The sequence below is a fragment of the Pantoea sp. FN0302 genome (assembly GCF_050113775.1).
Taxonomy (GTDB): domain Bacteria; phylum Pseudomonadota; class Gammaproteobacteria; order Enterobacterales; family Enterobacteriaceae; genus Mixta; species Mixta alhagi.
This window is the reverse complement of sequence record NZ_JBNJSM010000008.1, coordinates 37055-58332: the sequence shown is the minus strand read 5'-3', so window position 1 is coordinate 58332 and position 21278 is coordinate 37055. Positions and strand designations below refer to the sequence as shown.

The window sequence follows — 21278 nt, the reverse complement described above, 5'->3', positions numbered from 1 at the left end:
TAAACCAGGCCGTACCTAGCGGGAGAGGATCAGATGGATGCCGAACCCGGCGAATAATACCCCTGCCATGCCATCGATCCATTTCGCCATACGCTGATACTGGCGACGCATCCAGGGGAGCGCGAAGACCGCCGCCACCAGCGTAAACCAGGCGAACGTTTCGCTGATAATCAGCACGAACAGTCCCCAGCGCTCGCCTGCGGAGACATCATCGCCAACAAACAGTGAAAAAACGCTGCCGAAATAGATAACCGCTTTAGGGTTAGAAAGATTGGTCAGGAAGCCTTTGAGAAAACTGTGCCCTTTTTTTGCCAGCTCTACCGGCACTTCCGCATTTTCTGCAGCGGGTTGACGATGCTGCCGACGCGCCGAGCGCATCAGTTGCCAGCCCAGCCAGGTCAGATAGATCCCGCCGCATACCATAATCACTTCGTGCAGCCACGCCATTTTTTGCAGGATCAGATGTAATCCCATCAGCGCGACGCCAGCCCAGATAACAATGCCCAGCGTGATGCCCAGCACGCCCATCATCGCCTCTTTACGGGAGCGACTGGCAGCAGTTTGCGAAACAAAAAAGAAGTCTGGTCCGGGGCTCATCAGTGCAACCAAATGCACTGCAGCGACGGTAAGAAAAAGCGCGAGCATAACAGTTTCCTTGCCGATAAATGAAACGGGACAGCCGTCTGGCTATCCCGGGGTGCCTGTGATTATTACGCCAAAGGCTATTCTGTTCATCTGTTATCTGCAGTAATTGCTGCACGCACGATTTTTAGGGCGGGTTTTACTCTTCACCATCCACATGTTCGCGGATCATTACCAGGAAAGGTTTACCAAAACGCTCCAGCTTACGATGTCCGACGCCGTTGACGCTGAGCATTTCCGAGGCGGTAATTGGCATCTGCTCCGCCATCTCAATCAGCGTCGCATCGTTAAACACCACATAAGGCGGAATATTTTCTTCGTCGGCAATCGCTTTACGCAGCTTGCGCAATTTTGCAAACAGCTTGCGATCGTAGTTGCCGCCGTAGCTTTTCTGGTTGTTATATTTCGGCTTAACGGTGACCAAACGCGGCACCGCCAGCATCAGCGGCGCTTCACCCCGTAAAATCGGCCTCGCCGCCTCGGTAAGCTGTAGCGCTGAATGTAGCGTGATGTTCTGTGCCACCAGCCCCAGATGAATCAGCTGGCGCAATACGCTGACCCAGTGCTCGTGGCTTTGCTCGCGACCGATACCATATACCGGCAGCTTATCGTGCCCCTGATCGCGAATGCGCTGGTTGCTGGCACCGCGCAGTACTTCCACCACGTAGCCCATGCCGAAACGCTGACCAACGCGGTAAATCGTGGAGAGCGCCTTTTGCGCCTCAACCAGGCCATCATAGCGTCGTGGCGGATCGAGACAGATATCGCAGTTGCCGCATGGTTGCTGGCGACCTTCGCCAAAATAGTTCAGCAGCACCAGACGGCGACAGGTTTGCGCTTCGGCGAAAGCGCCCATTGCATTAAGCTTATGGCGTTCGATATCCTGCAGCGGACCGGGCGCCTTCTCTTCCAGACAGCGACGTAGCCAGGCCATATCCGCTGGATCGTAGAGCAGCATCGCCTCGGCCGGCAGGCCATCACGTCCGGCGCGGCCGGTTTCCTGATAGTAAGATTCGATATTACGTGGAATATCAAAATGCACCACAAAGCGGACGTTGGGCTTGTTGATGCCCATACCGAAAGCGACAGTCGCCACCACGATTTGTAAATCGTCGCGCTGAAAAGCCTCCTGCACCTGGGCTCGATGCGCGTTGTCCATTCCGGCATGATAGGCGCCAACGCTCAGACCGCGACTTTGCAGGCGGGCGGCAGTGTCTTCTACTTTGGCCCGGCTGTTGCAGTAAATGATGCCGCTTTTGCCGCGCTGATCCTGTACGTAACGCAACAGCTGCTCGGTAGGCTTGAATTTTTCTACCAGCATATAGCGAATATTGGGCCGGTCGAAACTGCTGATCTGAATCAGCGGATCCTCAAGCTGCAGCAACCGAACAATATCGTTACGGGTGGTTTCGTCGGCGGTGGCCGTTAAGGCCATCACCGGCAGCGCTGGAAAACGCTGACGCAGCTGACCCAGCGCACCATATTCAGGACGGAAATCGTGGCCCCACTGGGAAATACAGTGCGCTTCGTCTACCGCCAGCATCGCCGGGTTCCAGCGCGTCAGGCTGTCAAGGAAGTTATCCATCATGAGGCGTTCCGGCGCGATATACAACAATCGCACCTCGCCGCTACGGCATCCCGCCATCACCGCCTGCTGCTCTTCCCGTGTTTGCGATGAGTTCAGGCATGCTGCCGCTACGCCATTCGCCAGCAACTGATCGACCTGATCTTTCATCAGCGAGATAAGCGGAGAAACGACCAGCGTCAGGCCGTCGCGCAGCAAGGCCGGAATTTGATAACAGAGCGATTTTCCGCCGCCAGTGGGCATCACCACCAGACAATCCCGGCCGCTCAGCGACGCCTGAATGATGGTTTGCTGCCCGGGGCGAAACTGCTGATAGCCGAAGGTATCACGTAATACCTGTTCAGCCAGCGCTTCGTGATTGATTACTGCCGCCGTAGACACGTCTTCCCCGTATTGCACTGCATAATGATGACTTGACGGGCGGCATGCCGCCCGAAGAGAGAATAGCTAAGTGACAGACCCGCCGGGCGCGCCTGGATCAGAACAGATCGTTTAAGGTTACGCCAACGCCGACGCGAGTCTGGCGGTGATTATAATCGATTAACGATTCGCCGTAGCCACTGAATACCTGGGTATAAAAACGCACATGCTCGCTAATCGGATAGCTCCAGCCCAGTTCCGCGCCGCCGTAACCGGTATTCCAGTTATAGGTACCCTGAATGCTGAAAATGCTGTCGCCCATCTGGTAGCCCAGTTTGGCGCGATAGTAACCCATGTATTTAGTGATGTCAGGGTTATCATCGCTGCTGGAGCCTTCTGACAGGCGATACCAGGGCTTAATTTCCGCCAGGAAGTTGCCGTTTTGCGCCATCAGGCGCGCATAAACGCGGTTCCAGCTGCGGGAAGTAGGATCGGAGCGCCCATTGGACTGATGGCTAAAGCCAAACTCCACATCGCGCAGCGTCCAGCCGGCAAACGAGTAATCCGTTGCCCAACCGAGAAAAATTTGTGGTTCGTAATTTGTTTCACGGAAAGGCGATGACTCGCCACGGTTAGAGAGCTGCCACCAGGAACGTTGGGTATAAGAAGCGGCCAGCACCGAATTATCGCCCAGAATACCGCGCCATAAAGGAAACGCCAGGCTGAGCTGGAATTGTACCTCATCCTTTTTCGCGTTGTCAGCCCAATCATAGGACTCAATGGCTTCCCTGTTAAGGTCGCTGGTCCAGGTATAGAGCAGATAGTTGCGTTCATAGGGATACAGCACAAAGGGATTATCATGCTTTTCCAGCAGGTTAGCGATAATGCTGCCGCGTACCGCTGGGGCATCATGTATTTCCTTGACGGTGGCTTCTTTAGCCTGCGCCAATACGGGCAGTAATAAGGCCGCCGCAACTAATCCTCTTAGCATCCGCATAGTATTCTCCGGTGAAGCGCTGTGTGCCATTCAAAGGGCCATTATGTAAAAAAAGCAGGCCATTCTACACACAATTCCCGGATGAATTCAGCGCTGTTTTCTGAAAGTGGAAAGCACTTTCCTGGCAGCATAGAATACACAATTTGTTAACATGATCGCACATTACGCATGGGCTTCAGGAAAATCCTTTTATGTCAGAGACTCAGTTAACTTCGACAGCGGCACGTCAGCTTATTGGCGAGATATTTGTTTATCATATGCCCTTTAATCAGGCGCTCGGCCTGGAGCTAAAACGCCTTGATGCCGATTACGCCGAACTGCGTTTTGCCAGTAAAACGATGCTGGTGGGCAATGCAGCCCAACAGATTTTGCATGGCGGCGTTATTGCCTCAGTGCTGGATGTGGCGGCGGGCCTGGTGTGCGTCACTGCCTCGCTGACGCGACATGAGAAGATTACCGAACAGGAATTACGCCAGCGTCTGGCGCGCATGGGAACCATTGATCTGCGCGTAGATTACTTGCGGCCCGGACGCGGGGAGCATTTTATTGCCGCCAGTAGCTTACTGCGCGCCGGCAATAAAATTTCCGTGGCGCGTGTGGAGTTGCATAACGATGCGGGCGTTCATATCGCCAGCGCTACCGCAACCTATCTGGTCGGCTAATTTTCACCGCTGCGCCCGCTTTTCCTTTACACTTGCGCCTTTACCCCGAGAACAAGGTGATGGATACACAACAAACGCGCCAGGGTATTTTCTGTGCGCTGTGCGCTTATTTTATCTGGGGCATAGCGCCCGCCTATTTCAAACTACTTCAGGACGTTGCTCCCGGCGAGATCATGACGCATCGCGTTATCTGGTCGGCGCTGTTTATGCTGGGGCTTATCTCACTGACCCGCAGCTGGCGGCGCGTAACATCGGTCATTCAGCAGCCTAAAAAGGTGCTTTTGCTGGCGGTCTCCGCCACGCTGGTCGGTGGCAACTGGCTGCTGTTTATCTGGGCGGTAAATAATCACCATATGCTGGAGGCCAGCCTGGGATATTTTATTAATCCTCTGCTGAACGTGGTCATCGGCATGGTGTTTCTGGGCGAACGTTTTCGGCGCATGCAGTGGGTTGCGGTGGCATTGGCAACCTGCGGCGTACTGGTGCAGCTGTGGAAGTTTGGTTCGCTGCCAATTATCGCGCTGGGGCTGGCATTGAGCTTTTCCCTGTATGGGCTTGTGCGTAAGAAAATTGCGGTAGATGCCCAGAGCGGGATGTTGATTGAAACATTATGGCTGTTTCCGCTGGCGTCGATTTATCTGTTTGGCATTGCCGACAGTGCCACCAGCCATCTCGGTAACAATAGCGCCTCGCTCAACCTGCTGCTGATCGCCGCCGGGGTCGTCACCACCATTCCGCTGATGCTGTTCACCGCCGCCGCCACGCATCTGCGTCTGTCGACGCTGGGCTTTTTTCAATATCTCGGCCCTACGCTGATGTTCCTGCTGGCGGTGCTGTTTTATGGCGAAATCATGACGCCAGATAAAGCGGTCACTTTTGGCTTTATCTGGCTGGCGCTGGCGCTGTTTATTATTGATGCGCTCTATACCCTGCGCCGGTCAGGAACGCGCAAAGCGTGATATAAAACGCGCCAGCGCCGGGCCGGTAAGCAAAATGGTAAACAGCCGAAGGGTTTGTAGCGCCATAACAAAAGCGATGTCAACGCGGCTCCCTGCCGCGATAATCGCCACGGTATCCAGCCCGCCAGGGCTGGTTGCCAGATAAGCAGTCAGCAGATCGATATCCAGCAGCTTCGTCAGCATCCAGGCCATCGCGCCACACAACAGCATTAGCCCGATAATAGAGGCAAGCATCTGCGGTAACGTGCGCAGCGCCAGACGAAATATCGGGCGCGTAAAGCGTAGCCCAACCGACCAACCGATCAATGCGTAGGCGGTCGCCAGCAACCACTCCGGCACCTGTAGCTCTACTGTCCCGCTGCTTTGCAGGGCCGCGCCCGCCAGCGCAGGCAGCAGCAGCGCGCCGGAAGGGATGCGAAAACGCTGCCCCAGAAACGCCCCCAGCAGCACAATGCCCAGCGTAATAACAAAACGCATATCCAGCGGCGGAAACCAGAGCTGCGGCGCGGCATGCTGCGCATCATCACCCAAACCGATACGCGCCACCATCGCTGCGGCGGTGGCGACAAACAGCACGCGCAGATACTGCATAAACGCCACCAGCCGCGCATCAGCGCCATAATCCGCAGCCATCGCCACCATCGCTGATGCCCCGCCTGGCGAAGAACCCCACGCGCCGGTTGGCCCGGGCAAATCACTGTAGCGCACCAGCAAGAAGCCAGACAGCCCGCTGGCTGCCAGCGTCAGCAGCAGAACCGTCAGCACAATCGGCCAGTCGGCAATCAGCGGCTCGATAACCGAGGGCGACAGGCTTTGCGCGATCATGCAGCCCAGCACCGCCTGACAGAGAATAAACAGCCGCTTATCAATACGCAGCGTCGCGCCCAGCAGCCCCATGACTACGCCGACGATCATCGGGCCCAGCAGCAGCGCGGCCGGTACATGAAAATATTGCAGTATAAAACCCAGCAGCAGGGAAACGCCGATAAGCGTTAACCACTGCTGATTGCGCGAGAGCTTTTCCATAGAAAGGAACGATCACAGAGGCTTGAAAAACGTAAGGTTACGTCCAACCCGTCGGGAATACCAGCAACAACAGGCCGGAGAAGATCTCTGGCCCGGCAGCGTTAAAGCCAGTTTTTACGTTTGAAGTAGAGATAGGGCGCCAGTCCGGCGAGGATCATCAGGCCGATAGCGGCAGGATAACCAAAACTCCATTTCAGCTCCGGCATAAACTCAAAGTTCATGCCGTAACTTGAGGCCACCAGTGTCGGCGGCAGGAACACCACCGATACCACCGAGAAGATTTTGATAATGCGGTTCTGCTCGATGTTGATAAAGCCCATTGCCGCCTGCATCAGAAAGTTAACCTTCTGGAACAGGGATTCATTGTGCGGCAGCAGTGATTCGATATCGCGCAGGATTTCCCGTGCCTGCTCCAGCTGGTTATTAGGCAAGCGCGCCTTACGCACCAGGAAATTCAGCGCACGCTGGGTATCCATCAGGCACAGGCGAACTTTCCAGCCAATATCTTCCAGCTCCGCCAGCGTAGAGAGCGCCTGATCAAACTCGTCGCCCTGCTGCCCTTCCATAATCACCCGGCTCAGCTTTTCCAGATCGCTGTAGATGTTTTCAATCTCATCTGCCAGCTGTTCAATTTTGGTTTCAAACAGATCCAGCAACAGTTCATAGGCGTTGCCGTCAATCAGCGTCTGACTGCGGGCGCGCATACGATAGAGACGAAACGCCGGCAGCTCGCGCTCGCGCAGCGTATAGAGACGCCCTTCGCGAATGGTGAAGGCGACGGTGGCGTTGCCTGCGTGATCTTTGGCATCTTCATAGAAAAAGAAGGAGTGAATATGCAGGCCATCTTCGTCTTCAAAGAAGCGTGCGGAGGCTTCGATATCTTCCAGTTCGGGACGGGTCGCCAGGCTTTGACCCAGTTCATTTTGTACGCGCTCGCGTTCTGCTTCTTCGGGCTCGATCAAATCGACCCAAACCGAAGAAACCAGATCTTCCGGCGTATCTTCCAGTTCCAGGCGTGTAAGGCGGCTGTGATCCAGTTTAAAAGCGCTCAGCATAGCAGTACTCCCAATGGGTCATTCAAACGGGACAATACGCCGGAACACAGAAACCTGAGTTTCAGTCGGTGGTAAACGCTAACTCGTGCGACGGGAAATGCGGTCGCTGACAACCACAAAGGCTATCAGCATAAGAGGATGGCCTTAGGGGTTGTACCTGTTAATAAGGTAGGTGAGCCAGCATCGACTGGGAGTGTCCAAGGCGAAAGTCCTCTTAGGGTGATGGTGCGCGCATGTTACGCTGAGACGAAAAAGGCGTCAAGCGAAGCAGGACGCCGCCAGCGGCAGCGCCCGGACTTTTCAGTAACGCGAGAAAATTGTCGTCTGACGCGCATGCGACCAGACAAGAGCAGGCTGCGCCAGCTTAGCGCGGCGGCAAATGCTATACCGCTTCAAGCCGCGCATAGGCGGCCACCAGCCATTTAATGCCCTGCCCCTGAAACGCGACCTGCAGACGGCTGTGATCGCCGCTGCCTTCAAGGTTGATGATGGTGCCTTCGCCAAACTTGGCGTGGCGCACGCGCTGCCCCAGCGTAAAGCCGCTGTCGTTCTGCGCCACCGGCGTGCCCATCCGCTGATGGTTAACCGGACGGCTAATGCTGGCGCGCAGGCGTACCTCATCCACACACTCTTCCGGCAGTTCACCGATAAAGCGCGACGGGCGATGATAAACTTCTTTCCCGTAGAGCCGACGCGTTTCCGCATAGGTTAACGTCAGCTTTTTCATTGCGCGGGTAACGCCAACGTAGGCGAGACGGCGCTCCTCTTCCAGCCTGCCGCCCTCGTCGAGCGCCATCTGGCTGGGGAACATCCCCTCTTCCATGCCGACAATAAAGACCTGGCTGAACTCCAGCCCCTTGGCAGCATGCATGGTCATCAGCTGGGCCGCGTCCTGCCATTTATCAGCCTGGCCTTCACCCGCTTCCAGCGCCGCGTGCGACAGAAACGCCTGCAACGGCATCAAATCTTGATCTTCGTCCTGATAGCTGTACTGACGCGTGGCGTTCACCAGCTCTTCTAAGTTTTCGATACGCGCCTGGCCCTTCTCGCCTTTTTCCTGCTCATACATCAGCCACAGGCCGGAATCTTTGATCACCCGGTCAGTTTGAATATGCAGAGGCAGCTCCGCCGTTTCCTGCGCCAGCGAATCCACCAGTTCGGTAAAGCGCTGTAGCGCCGAAGCGGCACGTCCGGCCAGCGCCTTTTCCTGCAGCAACTCGCGGCTCGCCTGCCATAACGTTAGCTGACGGTCACGCGACGCCTGGCGCACCACGTCCAGCGTGCGATCGCCAATGCCGCGCGTCGGCGTATTTACCACACGTTCAAAGGCGGCATCATCGTTACGGTTGGCGATCAGGCGCAGGTAGGCGAGTGCATCTTTGATCTCCTGACGTTCAAAGAAGCGCATGCCGCCGTAAATACGATACGGCATACTGGCCTGTAGCAGCGCCTCTTCCAGCACACGTGACTGGGCGTTGCTGCGATAAAGAATCGCACAGTCGCTGAGCGCGCCGCCGTTCTCCTGCCACACTTTGATACGGTTCACCACAAAGCGCGCTTCATCCAGCTCGTTGAAAGCGCAATAGAGTGAGATCGGCTCACCGTCGCTGCCGTCGGTCCAGAGCTCTTTTCCCAGTCGGCCATTGTTGTTGGCAATCAGGGCGTTGGCAGCCTTCAGGATATTGTTGGTGGAGCGATAGTTTTGCTCCAGACGAATGGTTTCTGCGCCGCGAAAATCGTTCAGGAAACGCTGAATGTTTTCCACCTGCGCGCCGCGCCAGCCATAAATGGACTGGTCGTCATCACCAACGATCATCACCCGGCTGCTGTCGCCAGCCAGCATTCTAATCCAGGCGTACTGGATATTGTTGGTATCCTGAAACTCATCCACCATGATGTTGGTGAAGCGTTCACGATAGTGGTTAAGAATGTGCGGCTTATTCAGCCACAGCTCATGGGCGCGCAGCAGCAGCTCGGCAAAATCAACCAGCCCGGCACGATCGCACGATTCCTGATAGGCCTGATAAATGCGCAGCCAGGTTTGCTCCACCGGATTGCCGTAGCTTTCAATATTCTGAGGACGCAAACCCTCATCTTTTTTGCCGTTGATGTACCACATCGCCTGACGCGGCGGCCACTGTTTTTCATCCAGATTCATTGCCTTAATCAGCCGCTTCAGCAGGCGCAGCTGATCTTCGCTGTCGAGGATTTGGAAGTCCTGCGGCAGTCGGGCATCAAGGTGATGCGCGCGCAACAAACGATGCGCCAGACCGTGGAACGTCCCGATCCACATGCCGCCCTGACTGGTGCCGATAAGCTGCTCAATACGATGGCGCATCTCTGCGGCGGCTTTGTTGGTAAAGGTAACCGCCATAATTGAGTAGGGCGAGCAGTTCTCTACCGTTAGCAGCCAGGCGATACGATGCACCAGCACGCGTGTCTTGCCGCTGCCCGCGCCTGCCAGCACCAGCAGGTTATTGCGTGGAGCCGCCACGGCTTCGCGCTGTTTATCATTCAGGCTGTTTAGCAGGTCAGAAACGTCCATAAGCACCGTCAGTCAGGAGAATCGCTCCAGCAAAGTCACTGGATATTTGTACAGAAGATTATATCAGCGCCGTCAGCGATGCCAACTGCGTAATTTCTACATGCGGCAATAGTCGCGCATCGTCAATCTGCATCAGGTTGCCCTCACGCAGATTGATCCAGCAGGCCTGCATACCGTAGCGCACCGCGCCAGCCACATCGGTAGTGAGATCGTCACCCACGTGCAGGATATTTTCCGGCGCGAGTTTTAATCGCTGCGCCGCCAGATGATACATATCCTGATACGGTTTCGCGCGCCCGTGCGGGCCGGCACGCAGCACAAACTGAAAATAGCGGTCAAGCCCGAACAGATGGGGTTCGGCGTTGCCGTTGGTTATCGCCACCAGCGGAACCCGCTCCGCCAGCGCCGCCAGCGCCACGTGCGTTTCCGGTGGGACATCAACCTGGCTACGCCAGTGGGCGAACACTTCCATGACCTTATCCGCACCTTCCTGCGCCTCGGCAGGCGTCAGGCCGATATTCAGCATCGCCAGTTCCACGGTGCGCCGCCGCCATTCCGTGACGTCATGACAGATATCAGGTTCCTGCGCCAGCAGTTGATTGCGCAGCTGCTGATAGGCTTCCACCGAAAAATCATGCAGATCGGGATGCCATGACTGCAAAAAGCGGTGCGATTCCCGCGTGGTTTTCAGGATCACCGGATGGTTGTCATACAGCGTGTCATCCAGATCGAAGGTAATCGCTTTGATCGGCTGCAGCCGACGGTAAAAATGCATCAGGATTTTCCTCGTTTGGCGCGTGGATGCGCTTCATCATACACTGACGCCAGGTGCTGAAAGTCGAGATGGGTGTAGATTTGCGTTGTCGAGAGGCTGGCATGACCCAGTAGCTCCTGTACCGCGCGTAAATCACCGCTGGATTCCAGCATATGCGTGGCAAAAGAGTGGCGCAGCTTGTGAGGATGAACGTGGCTGCTGACGCCTTGCTTAACGCCCCATTCGGCGAAGCGTTTCTGCACATTGCGCACCGAAATACGCTTGCCTTCTTTTGAGATGAACAGCGCATCGCCGTTGGGCGCGAAGCCTGCACGCAGCGTTAGCCACTTTTCAATCCATTCAACCGCTGTGCGCCCAATAGGCAAACGGCGCTCTTTGCTGCCTTTGCCGGTAACCCAGACTTCACCCGCTTCCAGATCGAGATGGCGCAGATCGATGCCAACCAGCTCGGAAAGACGCAGCCCTGCGCCATACATCACTTCCATCATGGCGCGGTCGCGCACCGCCAGCGGATCGTTTTGGTCAATGCTCAATAGCTGATTAACTTCATCGACATCAATATTCTTCGGCAGATGTCGCGGCGCGCGCGGCGTGGCAATACCTTTGGCCGGATTGGCCTTCAGCACGCCCTGGCTGACCAGCCAGTCTAAAAAACTGCGCAGAGCGGAAAGCCGCAGCGCCAGGCTCGCCGGCTGTAAACCGGCACGACGCCCTTTTGCCGCCAGCGACCGCACATGCATCGGTTCCAGTTGCGTCCAGTCAGTGATGTTCATTTCACTGACCTGTTCCGTCAGCACCGTAAGCTGGCGCGCATAGTTTTCATGCGTTAACGGGCTGAGCTGGCGCTCTACCTGAACATAGCGCAAGAAACCGTCCACGGCGGCCTGCAGCGGCACGATCGTATTCATGTGCGCGCTATCCAGCGGTTCAACAGTTCCGGCAGCATCAGCGCCAGATAATGCAGCAGCAGCGTGCCCTGTCCGGGCTGATAATGATGCATATCGCGACTGCTGAAGATCAATACGCCCAGGTCGCCACGCTCGCCAAACAGCGACATCGCCACTGAACCCACCGAGCGCGCCTGCGGCAACAACAGCAACAGCTCCGGCCCGTTCAGGCTGCCCAGATAGTGCTGCTCTTTACCCAGCAGCTGAATACGCACGGGTTCAAACGCCTGACGCGATAGCGCCAGTTGCGTAAAGCTCGACGGCGCGCCCAACTGCCAGCGGTCGCTGAATAGCCGTACATCCGCCCCGGCCAGGCCTAAATCACGCGCCCAGCGTTGCAGGCGGTTTAGCATATCCTGTAACGAAGGCGCGGAGGCCAGGTGGCTTTGCAGGCTAAGCAGGCGATCAAATAACTGGTGATTCGCAGATGCCTGCTCCATCAGCTGAGTAATCTCTTCTTCCAGCTGTTGAATATGGTTACGCTGCCGCGCCATATGCCATTCCACCAGCGATACGGTGCCGCGCACCGGATGCGGCACCGCCATTTGTTCTACCTGGCGCGCATTGCGAATAAAAAAGTCCGGATTTTGCCGCAGGTAGTCACCTACCGCTTCGTCGTTTAGCATCAGCTCTGAGGCTGTCTCTTCGACATTTTTCATAAATGAATAAACCCATCGTAAACATGCGTGGCCGGTCCGGTCATGTAGAGCGGATTCCCCGGCCCTTTCCAGGCGATGTGCAGCGTGCCGCCGGGCAGATCGACACGCACTTTTTCCGCCAGTAATCCCTGCTGTATGCCGCTGGCAACTGCTGCACAGGCTCCGCTGCCGCAGGCCTGCGTCTCTCCCGCGCCGCGCTCGTAAACGCGCAGACGGATATGTTCCGGGCTAACCACTTCCATAAAGCCGACATTTACCCGCTCCGGGAAACGCTCATGGCTTTCCAGTATCGGTCCCAACGTCTCCACCGCCGCCGTTTTGACGCTGGCAACCTGGATAACGCAATGCGGATTGCCCATAGAAACCACGCCAAACATCAGCGTCTGCTCAGCGACGCGCAGCAGGTACAGGTTTTCCGCTTTGTTGGCGCGAAACGGTACCTGCTGCGGCTCAAAATTAGGTTCGCCCATATTTACGCGCACCAGCTCGTCACTGGTGACGCTCAGCACCATACGTCCCGTTTGGGTACTGACCCGGATATCGCTTTTATTCGTCAGCCCTTTCAGACGGACAAAACGGGCAAAACAGCGCGCGCCGTTGCCACACTGCGCCACTTCGCTGCCGTCGGCGTTAAAAATCCGGTAGTGAAAATCAAGATCGGGATCGTACGGCGGCTCAACGATCAGCAACTGATCGAAGCCCACGCCCAGATGACGATCCGCAAGGCGGCGGATCAGCTCCGGCGAGAAATAGACATTTTGCGTGACGGCATCAACGACCATAAAGTCATTACCAAGACCGTGCATTTTCGAGAACTGCATTTTCTGCTCCGCCGGCTGGGCCATCATGATTACTGCGTCGCTTGCATATCCGCATCCGGGCTGGTCAGGTTAGTGTCCTGTTGGCCATCCGGCTGGGTCGCCGTTGAAGAAGAAGTGGACTGTCCGGCCGATGGCTGTGGTGAACTCTGTTTCGGCTTATCCTGCGGCGGAAAATAGAGCGGCCCTTTCAGTCCGCAGCCAGCCAGGCTGGTTAACGCCAGCGCCATTGCCAGCCGACAAATGGTTTTCTTCATGGTATTCCTGCTTATGATTGATGCATATTCATGGTTGCTTATCATCGCAGCTGACTTTGGAAAAGCAACAGGAAAAGGTGACGTGATGTGCTGCATCTCTCTCTTATCAGACGATGTTGCAACGGCTCCCGGCGCGCTATACTCGACCAAAACTTAAAGGAAGCAATGATGCAAGACAGTGAATTTCACCAGTTAGCTGACGATCTAATGTTAACGCTGGAAGAGCAGCTCGACGCCTGGGAGGGCGACAGCGATATCGATTATGAACTCCATGCCGGAATTATGACGCTTACGTTTGAGAACGGCAGCAAAATTATTATCAATCGTCAGGAGCCGCTGCACCAGGTGTGGCTGGCGACCAAAGGTGGCGGTTACCATTTCGATTATCAAAGCGGTAGCTGGATTTGCAACCGCAGCGGCGCTGAATTCTGGCAACTGCTGTCGGAAGCCTGTAGCGCGCAGGCGGGCGAGCCGGTTACTTTGCGCTAACTGCCTGAATTCTTAACGGTTCAAAAGACAAAGCCCCAGCGGGGCTTTGTTCTATAGAGAATATTTGGTCAGAAAGATGATACTGCTCTCTGTATCGCGCCATATATAAATGTTGGGGGCCGTACGGCCATCCTTTTCCCAGCGTTGACCAATCTCATCGTCAGAGACATGCTGATACCCCAAAGCCGTCAGATACTTTTCTAATGCCGCCGTTTCCGTTGTGCCATTAAAGACAATACCGCTAATTTCAGGAGAAGGGCCATCCATCCGGCGAAAGCGAAAGTAATAATCATCAGTTATACGCGGCGCATTTTTGATATCTTCATCGACGAAAAGGTGATAAAGCCTCCGCTCGCTCTGTTTGAAGCCGGGATTCCGCTCTGCCTTATTTATCAGGCTGGTATTGATGTAAAAAAAGTCGACAACGTTAATTACCAGTACCACCAGCAGTAGCATCAGCGCCCACTTAAGCCATTTCATTTTTTCTTAACGTCCCATCCAACGGTGACCTGCGCTCCGGCGTCGATACGACGAACGATATCAGAATCAAACCGGGTAAACGGCCTAATCGACATCATAAAATTCGGCAGCCTGCCTTTATAAGGAATATGAGGAATACGTGTATCAGCGGGATCCGGGAACAGCAGCGGGTTAAATCCTTTGTTTTTAAAACTGCCCAGCGCGCCATAGTAGCCCCAGCGCCTGAGCGCCGCCTCTTTGCTGACTATTTTCAGCCAGGGCCAGTAATTTTGCGGCCGCACAACTTTATAAAAGCCCAACAGATCTGAAACCAAATCCTCAGCGCTGAAGCCGCTGTCGGTGTAGCAGCTAAAAAACGGCATCGACTGCCAGTTTTCGAACGCAATCGCCGTGTCCATCATCATCGCCAGCGTAATGCTGTGCCTTTCAGTAAGCGTTCGCCCTCGTTTGATATTCCAGCGTGAACAGCGGCCGGTGCTAAATGGCTGGTACGTCATTGTTTGCTGATACTCAACCAGATAGTAAGGCTGCCCGCTGGCCTCGCCCCTTTCCATTTGCCCAAGGCAATCCGTTATATCACCCCCACGCGCATGCCCTAAATCTATCCAGCCTAAAATTTCTGAATAAACCAGCCCAGTATCTTTTATCCCTGATGCCTGGGGATCAATAATATCCTTACGTTTGCTCATAGCTATCCCTGCATGGTTAACAACAAGGTTTTGGCGAAAAAACAGCCTGTACTATGAGCAAATTAAGGGAGAAGCGCAGCCGCGCACTTAAGACCTGTCTCGAAAATGGGGAAGATAGAGCGGATTTCCCGGCCCTTTCCAGACGATATGCAGCGTGACACCGGGCAGCTTGACGCTTACGAGGGCGACAGCGATATCGATTATGAACTCCATGCCGGAATTATGACGCTCACTTTTGAGAACGGCAGCAAAATTATTATCAATCGCCAGGAGCCGCTGCACCAGGTATGGCTGGCGACCAAAGGTGGCGGTTACCATTTCGATTATCAAAGCGGCAGCTGGATTTGCAACCGCAGCGGCGCTGAATTCTGGCAACTGCTGTCGGAAGCCTGTAGCGCGCAGGCGGGCGAAAAGATCACGTTGAGTTAAGCGCTTGCCGGGTTTGAGCCTGGGACGGTTTAAGAGGCAAAGCCCCAGCGGGGCTTTGGTTTATAAACTATATTTCGTCAACCGGATGATCTGCTGCTCTTTATTTTGCCATATATAAAATTCAGTTTTCCGCCGGCCCTCTCTTTCCCAGTGTCCGCCCCACTCATCGTCAGGGACATACCGATATCCTAAAGCCGTCAGGTAGTTTTCTAACTCAGCGGTATCCGTTGCGCCATTAAAGATAATAGCGCTCATTTCTGGCGAAGGACCGTCCATCATCCCATAGCGAAAGTAATAATCATCTGAAATACGCGGCGCATTTTTGAGCTCGTTATCAACGTAAGAGTAATAAAGCCACCAGTCGCTCTGTTTAAAACCAGGGCTCTTTTCTGCCACGCCCATCATTTTACAGTCGGCTAAAACCAGGGCGATAACCATTACCACCGTTAACCCCAGCGTGCGCGTTAGCCATTTCATATTTTTTATTAACGTTCCCATCCCACAGTAACCTGCGCCCCGGCATCAATACGACGGACAATATCAGAATCAAACCGGGTAAACGGCCTAATCGACATCATAAAATTCGGCAGCCTGCCTTTATAAGGAATATGAGGAATACGTGTATCAGCGGGATCCGGGAACAGCAGCGGGTTAAATCCTTTGATTTTAAAACTGCCCAGCGCGCCATAGTAGTCCCAGCGCCTGAGCGCCGCCTCTTTGCTGACTATTTTCAGCCAGGGCCAGTAATTTTGTGGCTGCACAACTTTATAAAAGCCCAACAGATCTGAAACCAAATCCTCAGCGCTGAAGCCGCTGTCGGTGTACCAGCTAAAAAACGGCATCGACTGCCAGTTCTCGAACGCAATCGCCGTTTCCATCATCATCGCCAGCGTAATGCTGTGCCTTTCTGCAAGCGTTCGCCCTCGTTTGATATTCCAGCGCGAACAGCGGCCGGTACGAACCTGCTTGTACGTCATTGTTTGCTGATACTCAACCAGATAGTAAGGCTGCCCGCTGGCCTCGCCCCTTTCCATTTGTCCAAGGCAATCCGTTATATCACCCCCACGCGCATGCCCTAAATCTATCCAGCCTAAAACTTCTGAATAGATCAACCCATACTCTTTTGTCCCTGATGCCTGGGGATCAATAATATCCTTACGTTTGCTCATAGCTATCCCTGCATGGTTAACAACAAGGTTTTGGCGAAAAAACAGCCCGTGCCATAAGCAAAATAAGGGAGAAGCGCAGCCGCACACTTAAGACCTGTCTCGAAAATGTACCAGGAAAAGGGCATTGCCCGGGATAACGTGATCGTCTGGCAGACGCCGGTCCGGGTGGCTGCAACAGCGTGATGCTACTGGCTTAGTAAACCTGGAAGCGCTGCGGATAGTCGTTGCTGTCCGGCTGGTTAGCGCACAGCTGGGTGAGAGTCTGGCTACGGAAGGGAATGACCTGGGTGCGATTATCTACGCTGACAATTTGGTAAAACTGCGGCAGGTTGAAATTAACGAAGCTGGAGCCGTAGGTAAAACGATCGTGCGAAGAGGAGTAGAAGCGGCTCACGTCGCGCACCAGCTCCTCTTTGCTGCCTTCGCAGTGGTGATAAACCTCAATGCGATTGGCCTCATCCAGAATATAGATATTGAAGCCGCTATCGTTATTGGTGTCCTCAAAAAAGAACTGGATGATCCCTTCGCTGGCATAGCCATTAACCACCGGCGGCAGCTGAACCTGCTCGGTCTCAACTTTAATCGACAGGCCGTGCAGCTTGTTGTTGGAAATCGCGCCGTAAAATTCCACCGCGTTTTCCAGTTTCTGCACCGAGACGCCCAGGCGTTCAAAAAAGAGCCCCCATGTCTGACCGGCGACGCGCAGGGCTTTAAAGCGGCCCGGATCCTGACGCGTGCTGGAGAGACGCAGCTCAATGCATTCGGAAACCAGCTGCTGGACGCGCGTACGGATCAGCCCGCGCAGATGCTGGCTATAGCAGAACACTTCAACCGCATCGGGCGGTGCTGCATCCTGATGCATCTTACCGAGAATGGTTTTTAACGCATCCAGCATCGCCTGCTCGCCGCTGAAGTGCAGCGTACGCACTTCATTCCACGAGTTACGGTAAAGCAGGTCGATACTGCCGATCAGGCACTGCTGCTGCTGGCCAAAGCTGAACACGTCCAGCTTACGGAAATCAAAATGCACGACCTGATTACGGAAGGCGGCGGTCGGGTCATATTCCAGATTAACGATCAACGCCAGATGACGAATTTCGCACGGGCTGTAGAGCGCTTTCGCCGTAGGGGCCGGCAGCCGCAGCGGGAAATGGTGCGAAACATCCGCTACCAGCTCCTGCAACCGCGCCAGATCGCAGATTTCGTTGCCTTTAATATGCAGACGGGTTCTTTCCGTCAGTAAGCCGTTAAACCAGGCCCAGGCCACCAGCTTATTCAGGTAGCGGTTATACTCCAGCGGCTGATGGCTGATAATCGAACTCATATCCGGCGCCTGGTTATACAGATACCAGCCTGACCGGTTAGCACGCCCGGCCGGAACATGAATAAAGGTTAAATGCGTTTCGGACAAATCGGGCGAAATCTGCGGGTTAACCAGCGTCACTTTGCCCGGCAGCGCTTCAAAAGCGGCATACAGCTTACGCGTCAGCACGCCAATATCCTGCGGGCTGGCGCTAACGCTTAAGTTGTTACGGCGCGCAAAACGAATCAGATTGCGATAGCTCTGCATCATCGCATCCAGCAGTTCATTATGCGCTTCACGCACACGTTCGATTTTCCAGTCGGCCCGGCTATCGAGCACCGCAAGACGCGCCTCGTCCCAACCCCATTCGCTGACCAGCTGCGCCAGAATCTCGCGCCGCCAGCCGGAGCGATGCGCGCTTTCATCCTGCGACAGTTTTTCACAGACTTTCAGGTAAAAGCAGCGCCGTACCAGATCGAGTCGGGCATGATCGTCGATGCTGGTCAGATAGTGCGTTACGCGCTCCAGCATCATGCAGTAGGGATCAAGACCGAACGACACGATTTCGCCATCGTGCAGGCGCTGTTTGATATCCATAGCCAGCAGGCGAGTCTGGGGATACTCCCAGGAGTAAGCCTCCAGCAGCAGGGTTTTCAATACGGCTTTATAGGGCGAGTCGATGCTTTTATAGAGCTGCCACAAGCTGGCGCCAAAATATTCTTCGGCAGAAAGCGTACTTAGCCCGCCCAGGTCGAGCCATTCATTTGGCGTGAGCACCCCTTGCGCATAAAGCGACATCACGTAGTCGTCGTAATGCTCTTCTTCTTCACCCGGCACCATATTCCACAGGATGCGCTTGCCAGCCATACGCACGGCGGTACGATAAAACTCATCCAGCAGTAATATATGCTGCGTTGAGCCGCAATCTTCGCCGCCCAGGCTGCCACTTTCATTATGGCGAAAGCGATTCTCGTCGATCAGAAAGAAGCTGACTTCAACGCCCATCGCCGCGCACCACTTCTGCAGCAGCTGACATTTTTTCTGCAGCGCCAGACGCTCTTCACCATCCAGCCATGACTGATGGCAAACCCAAATATCCAGGTCGGAAGTGCTGTTCTGTCCAACGGAAGAGGTACTGCCCATAGAATAGAGGCCGGTAATCGGCATCTCTCCTTTGGGCGGTATCGCAACAGGCTGGCTCGACTTGCGTTCAATTTCCTGCAAATAATGCAGTTGGCTTTCATCGGACGTGTAGAAGCTGATGCCGTAGGGAACGTTACCTTCAAGGTAACCCGGCATCAAAGGATGATGATGATGTAATAGGGTTGGCAGCAGACCGTATACCTGCTGGAAAGCAGGGCCCATTGCAGCCAGTGCGCGATCGACACGCAGTTGGTTGATGGCATCCAGTCTCTGTTTCAGTGTCTCAATGTAGAGGTACAAGACGTCTCGCCTGATTGTCCCAGTGCTTATAAATAACCCTGTTTCCGTACTCCGCCGCTTCATTAAAAAATTTTTCGGGCAGATTACTGCTGGAAACGTGATCAATCTAACACCTGGCAGATTGACCGTAAAGAAAGTTGCGCTACTTAACAGTTTAGCACGCTTTATCCACCGATCGATCTGTCCTGTCCCTTTTACGCTTTCCTTTACTCGTCTAAAAATCGTGGAAACTGACAGCCTTCCTGTATCAATGATAGGATAATCAGTGAACGATCAAAACGGTATCAAGCATGTTAGATAAAATTTTAAGAATTGCCACCAGACAAAGTCCACTGGCGTTATGGCAGGCACAATATGTTCAGCAGCGTCTGATGGCCTGTCATCCGGGGCTGCAGGTGGAGCTGGTGCCGATGGTAACGCGCGGCGACATTATTCTCGACACCCCGCTGGCAAAAGTGGGCGGCAAGGGGCTTTTCGTCAAAGAGCTCGAACTGGCGATGCTTGAAAACCGGGCCGATATCGCGGTGCACTCTATGAAAGATGTGCCGGTAGAATTTCCGCAAGGTTTGGGCCTGGTCACCATTTGTGAGCGCGAAGATCCGCTGGACGCCTTTGTCTCGAATCACTACGCCACGCTGGATGCGTTACCGCAGGGCGCTGTGGTCGGCACCTCCAGCCTACGTCGTCAGTGTCAGCTGGCGGAGCTACGGCCCGACCTGACGATTCGCTCGCTGCGTGGCAACGTCGGTACGCGACTCTCAAAGCTGGACGCTGGTGAATATGACGCCATTATTCTGGCTGCCGCCGGTCTGAAACGCCTCGGCCTGCAGGATCGCATTCGTTATGCCATCCCCGCCGAAGTTTCTTTGCCTGCCGTGGGTCAGGGCGCCGTGGGGATTGAGTGTCGTCTGGACGATGAACAGACCATTATGCTGCTGGCGGCATTAAATGATGACGATACCGCGACGCGTGTAAAAGCGGAACGCGCTATGAATACGCGGCTGGAAGGTGGCTGTCAGGTTCCGATCGGTAGCTATGCCGTGCTTGAAGGCGATGATATTTGGCTACGCGGCCTGGTGGGTTCACCAGATGGTACATCCATGATCCGTGGCGAACGTCGCGGCCCGCGCACTCAGGCGGAGCAGCTGGGTATCTCCCTGGCGGATGAACTGCTTCAGAACGGCGCACGAGAGATCTTGCGCGAGGTTTATCAGGGAAATCCTCCAGCATGAGCATTCTTGTCACCCGCCCTTCCCCCTCAGGCGATGAGCTGGTGACGCGCCTGTGTGCGCTGGGTCATACGGCCTGGAGCTTTCCATTAATTGAGTTTTCCCCTGGACGTGAACTGGCGCAGCTGGCGCAGCAGCTTACTGCCCTGGCGCCTGGCGACCTGGTTTTTGTCCTTTCTCAGCATGTTATGCATTACGCGCAGCCCTGTTTGCAGCAGACGGGTTTAACATGGCCCGCTTCGCTGGACTATTATGCTATAGGGCGCACTACCGCCCTGGCGTTGCATCGTGCGTGCGGGCAGAACGTCCTCTGGCCGCCAGAGCATGAAACCAGCGAAATGCTGTTGCAATTGCCCACGCTGCGGCGGCTGAAGGGTAAAAAAGCGTTGATCCTACGCGGCAACGGTGGTCGCGAACTGCTTGGCACCACGCTGGCGCAGCGCGGAGCCGAGGTTCGCTTCCTGGAGTGCTACCAGCGTTGTGAAAAGTTTTATCATGGCCCCAGCGAAGGAAAACGCTGGCGTGACCGCGGTATTGATACGCTGGTGGTTACCAGCGGCGAGATGCTGCAACAACTTCATCGGTTATTCCCTGCGATAGATCGTGAGGAATGGCTGCTGGGCTGTCGGCTACTGGTCGTCAGCGAACGTTTGGCTACCCTGGCCCAGGAACTTGGCTGGCGTAATATCAAGGTAGCTGATGGTGCTGATAACGACGCGCTGGTGCGCGCGTTACAAACAACTTGAAAATGGGATGTGCC

At 54.9% G+C, this 21278-nt stretch carries 23 protein-coding genes; 6 read left to right on the top strand and 17 right to left on the bottom strand.

All coding sequences use genetic code 11. The annotated features are described in order from the left end of the window. Positions 1–15: 15 nt before the first annotated feature. The 3 genes from rhtC to pldA all read right to left on the bottom strand — a co-directional run bounded on the left by rhtC (position 16) and on the right by pldA (position 3584). A complete protein-coding gene (rhtC, locus tag ACQE32_RS18885; RefSeq protein ID WP_250651126.1) occupies positions 16–645 on the bottom strand; it encodes a threonine export protein RhtC in 630 nt (209 codons plus the stop codon). A 136-nt stretch (positions 646–781) separates the two neighbouring features. Beyond that, the gene (recQ, locus tag ACQE32_RS18880) at positions 782–2608 is read right to left on the bottom strand and encodes an ATP-dependent DNA helicase RecQ (RefSeq protein WP_085069483.1); all 1827 of its coding nucleotides are present in this window, start codon (positions 2606–2608) and stop codon (positions 782–784) included. 97 nt (positions 2609–2705) lie between these two features. Continuing rightward, positions 2706–3584, bottom strand: coding sequence for a phospholipase A (gene pldA / locus ACQE32_RS18875; protein ID WP_426975102.1), 879 nt, complete (start codon positions 3582–3584; stop codon positions 2706–2708). Positions 3585–3775: 191 nt separating this feature from the next. Between pldA and ACQE32_RS18870 the strand changes: the two genes are divergently transcribed. Both ACQE32_RS18870 and rarD read left to right on the top strand, forming a co-directional pair. Next, positions 3776–4246 (top strand): thioesterase family protein, encoded by a 471-nt coding sequence (locus tag ACQE32_RS18870; protein WP_426975101.1) that lies wholly within the window; start codon positions 3776–3778, stop codon positions 4244–4246. 59 nt (positions 4247–4305) lie between these two features. Then, on the top strand, positions 4306–5205 hold the full coding sequence (gene rarD / locus ACQE32_RS18865; RefSeq protein WP_427022248.1) for an EamA family transporter RarD: 900 nt from the start codon (positions 4306–4308) through the stop codon (positions 5203–5205). Here the strand turns inward: rarD and ACQE32_RS18860 are convergent. The 9 genes from ACQE32_RS18860 to lptM all read right to left on the bottom strand — a co-directional run bounded on the left by ACQE32_RS18860 (position 5185) and on the right by lptM (position 13287). Further along, entirely contained in the window at positions 5185–6231 is a 1047-nt protein-coding gene (locus tag ACQE32_RS18860) for an AbrB family transcriptional regulator (RefSeq protein WP_426982318.1), read from the bottom strand. The two genes, rarD and ACQE32_RS18860, sit on opposite strands and share 21 nt — an antisense overlap. 101 nt (positions 6232–6332) lie before the next feature. After that, the gene (corA, locus tag ACQE32_RS18855) at positions 6333–7286 is read right to left on the bottom strand and encodes a magnesium/cobalt transporter CorA (protein ID WP_085069473.1); all 954 of its coding nucleotides are present in this window, start codon (positions 7284–7286) and stop codon (positions 6333–6335) included. Between the two features lie 144 nt (positions 7287–7430). Then, a complete protein-coding gene (ysgD, locus tag ACQE32_RS18850) occupies positions 7431–7487 on the bottom strand; it encodes a YsgD/CorL family protein (RefSeq protein WP_418304150.1) in 57 nt (18 codons plus the stop codon). A gap of 181 nt (positions 7488–7668) precedes the next feature. After that, complete coding sequence (gene uvrD / locus ACQE32_RS18845; RefSeq protein ID WP_426975098.1) at positions 7669–9831, bottom strand: DNA helicase II; 2163 nt, start codon at positions 9829–9831, stop codon at positions 7669–7671. A gap of 58 nt (positions 9832–9889) precedes the next feature. Then, entirely contained in the window at positions 9890–10606 is a 717-nt protein-coding gene (gene yigB, locus ACQE32_RS18840; RefSeq protein WP_426975097.1) for a 5-amino-6-(5-phospho-D-ribitylamino)uracil phosphatase YigB, read from the bottom strand. Then, a complete protein-coding gene (xerC, locus tag ACQE32_RS18835) occupies positions 10606–11514 on the bottom strand; it encodes a tyrosine recombinase XerC (protein ID WP_426975096.1) in 909 nt (302 codons plus the stop codon). The genes yigB and xerC overlap by 1 nt, the downstream gene beginning before the upstream one ends. After that, positions 11511–12212: a DUF484 domain-containing protein gene (locus tag ACQE32_RS18830; RefSeq protein ID WP_426975095.1), complete on the bottom strand. Its 702-nt coding sequence runs from the start codon at positions 12210–12212 to the stop codon at positions 11511–11513. The genes xerC and ACQE32_RS18830 overlap by 4 nt, the downstream gene beginning before the upstream one ends. Next, positions 12209–13033: a diaminopimelate epimerase gene (gene dapF, locus ACQE32_RS18825; protein ID WP_250652782.1), complete on the bottom strand. Its 825-nt coding sequence runs from the start codon at positions 13031–13033 to the stop codon at positions 12209–12211. Before dapF ends, ACQE32_RS18830 begins: the two co-directional genes overlap by 4 nt. Positions 13034–13062: 29 nt before the next feature. Then, positions 13063–13287 (bottom strand): LPS translocon maturation chaperone LptM, encoded by a 225-nt coding sequence (gene lptM / locus ACQE32_RS18820; RefSeq protein ID WP_250651134.1) that lies wholly within the window; start codon positions 13285–13287, stop codon positions 13063–13065. A gap of 168 nt (positions 13288–13455) precedes the next feature. Here lptM and cyaY (ACQE32_RS18815) point away from each other — a divergent pair, with 168 nt between their 5' ends. After that, positions 13456–13776, top strand: a complete 321-nt coding sequence (gene cyaY, locus ACQE32_RS18815) for an iron donor protein CyaY (protein WP_426982320.1) — start codon at positions 13456–13458, stop codon at positions 13774–13776. A 51-nt stretch (positions 13777–13827) separates the two neighbouring features. Here cyaY (ACQE32_RS18815) and ACQE32_RS18810 read toward each other — a convergent pair whose 3' ends face one another. Further along, positions 13828–14256, bottom strand: a complete 429-nt coding sequence (locus tag ACQE32_RS18810; protein WP_426982321.1) for a hypothetical protein — start codon at positions 14254–14256, stop codon at positions 13828–13830. Then, on the bottom strand, positions 14253–14945 hold the full coding sequence (locus ACQE32_RS18805; protein WP_427022247.1) for a hypothetical protein: 693 nt from the start codon (positions 14943–14945) through the stop codon (positions 14253–14255). The genes ACQE32_RS18810 and ACQE32_RS18805 overlap by 4 nt, the downstream gene beginning before the upstream one ends. Before the next feature lie 147 nt (positions 14946–15092). On the opposite strand from ACQE32_RS18805, the gene cyaY (ACQE32_RS18800) reads away from it, so the two are divergent. Continuing rightward, positions 15093–15374, top strand: coding sequence for an iron donor protein CyaY (gene cyaY, locus ACQE32_RS18800; protein ID WP_426975125.1), 282 nt, complete (start codon positions 15093–15095; stop codon positions 15372–15374). A gap of 60 nt (positions 15375–15434) precedes the next feature. Here cyaY (ACQE32_RS18800) and ACQE32_RS18795 read toward each other — a convergent pair whose 3' ends face one another. The 3 genes from ACQE32_RS18795 to ACQE32_RS18785 all read right to left on the bottom strand — a co-directional run bounded on the left by ACQE32_RS18795 (position 15435) and on the right by ACQE32_RS18785 (position 19289). Then, positions 15435–15818 carry a hypothetical protein gene (locus tag ACQE32_RS18795; RefSeq protein WP_426982323.1) on the bottom strand — a complete coding sequence of 128 codons (384 nt, stop codon included), beginning with the start codon at positions 15816–15818 and terminating at the stop codon, positions 15435–15437. Positions 15819–15859: 41 nt separating this feature from the next. Next, positions 15860–16543 carry a hypothetical protein gene (locus ACQE32_RS18790; protein WP_427022246.1) on the bottom strand — a complete coding sequence of 228 codons (684 nt, stop codon included), beginning with the start codon at positions 16541–16543 and terminating at the stop codon, positions 15860–15862. 193 nt (positions 16544–16736) lie between these two features. Continuing rightward, a complete protein-coding gene (locus ACQE32_RS18785; protein WP_426975089.1) occupies positions 16737–19289 on the bottom strand; it encodes a class I adenylate cyclase in 2553 nt (850 codons plus the stop codon). Between the two features lie 290 nt (positions 19290–19579). Here ACQE32_RS18785 and hemC point away from each other — a divergent pair, with 290 nt between their 5' ends. Further along, the gene (gene hemC, locus ACQE32_RS18780) at positions 19580–20521 is read left to right on the top strand and encodes a hydroxymethylbilane synthase (RefSeq protein WP_085069454.1); all 942 of its coding nucleotides are present in this window, start codon (positions 19580–19582) and stop codon (positions 20519–20521) included. Further along, positions 20518–21264, top strand: a complete 747-nt coding sequence (gene hemD / locus ACQE32_RS18775) for a uroporphyrinogen-III synthase (protein ID WP_426975088.1) — start codon at positions 20518–20520, stop codon at positions 21262–21264. The genes hemC and hemD overlap by 4 nt, the downstream gene beginning before the upstream one ends. The last annotated feature ends 14 nt before the right edge of the window (positions 21265–21278 follow it).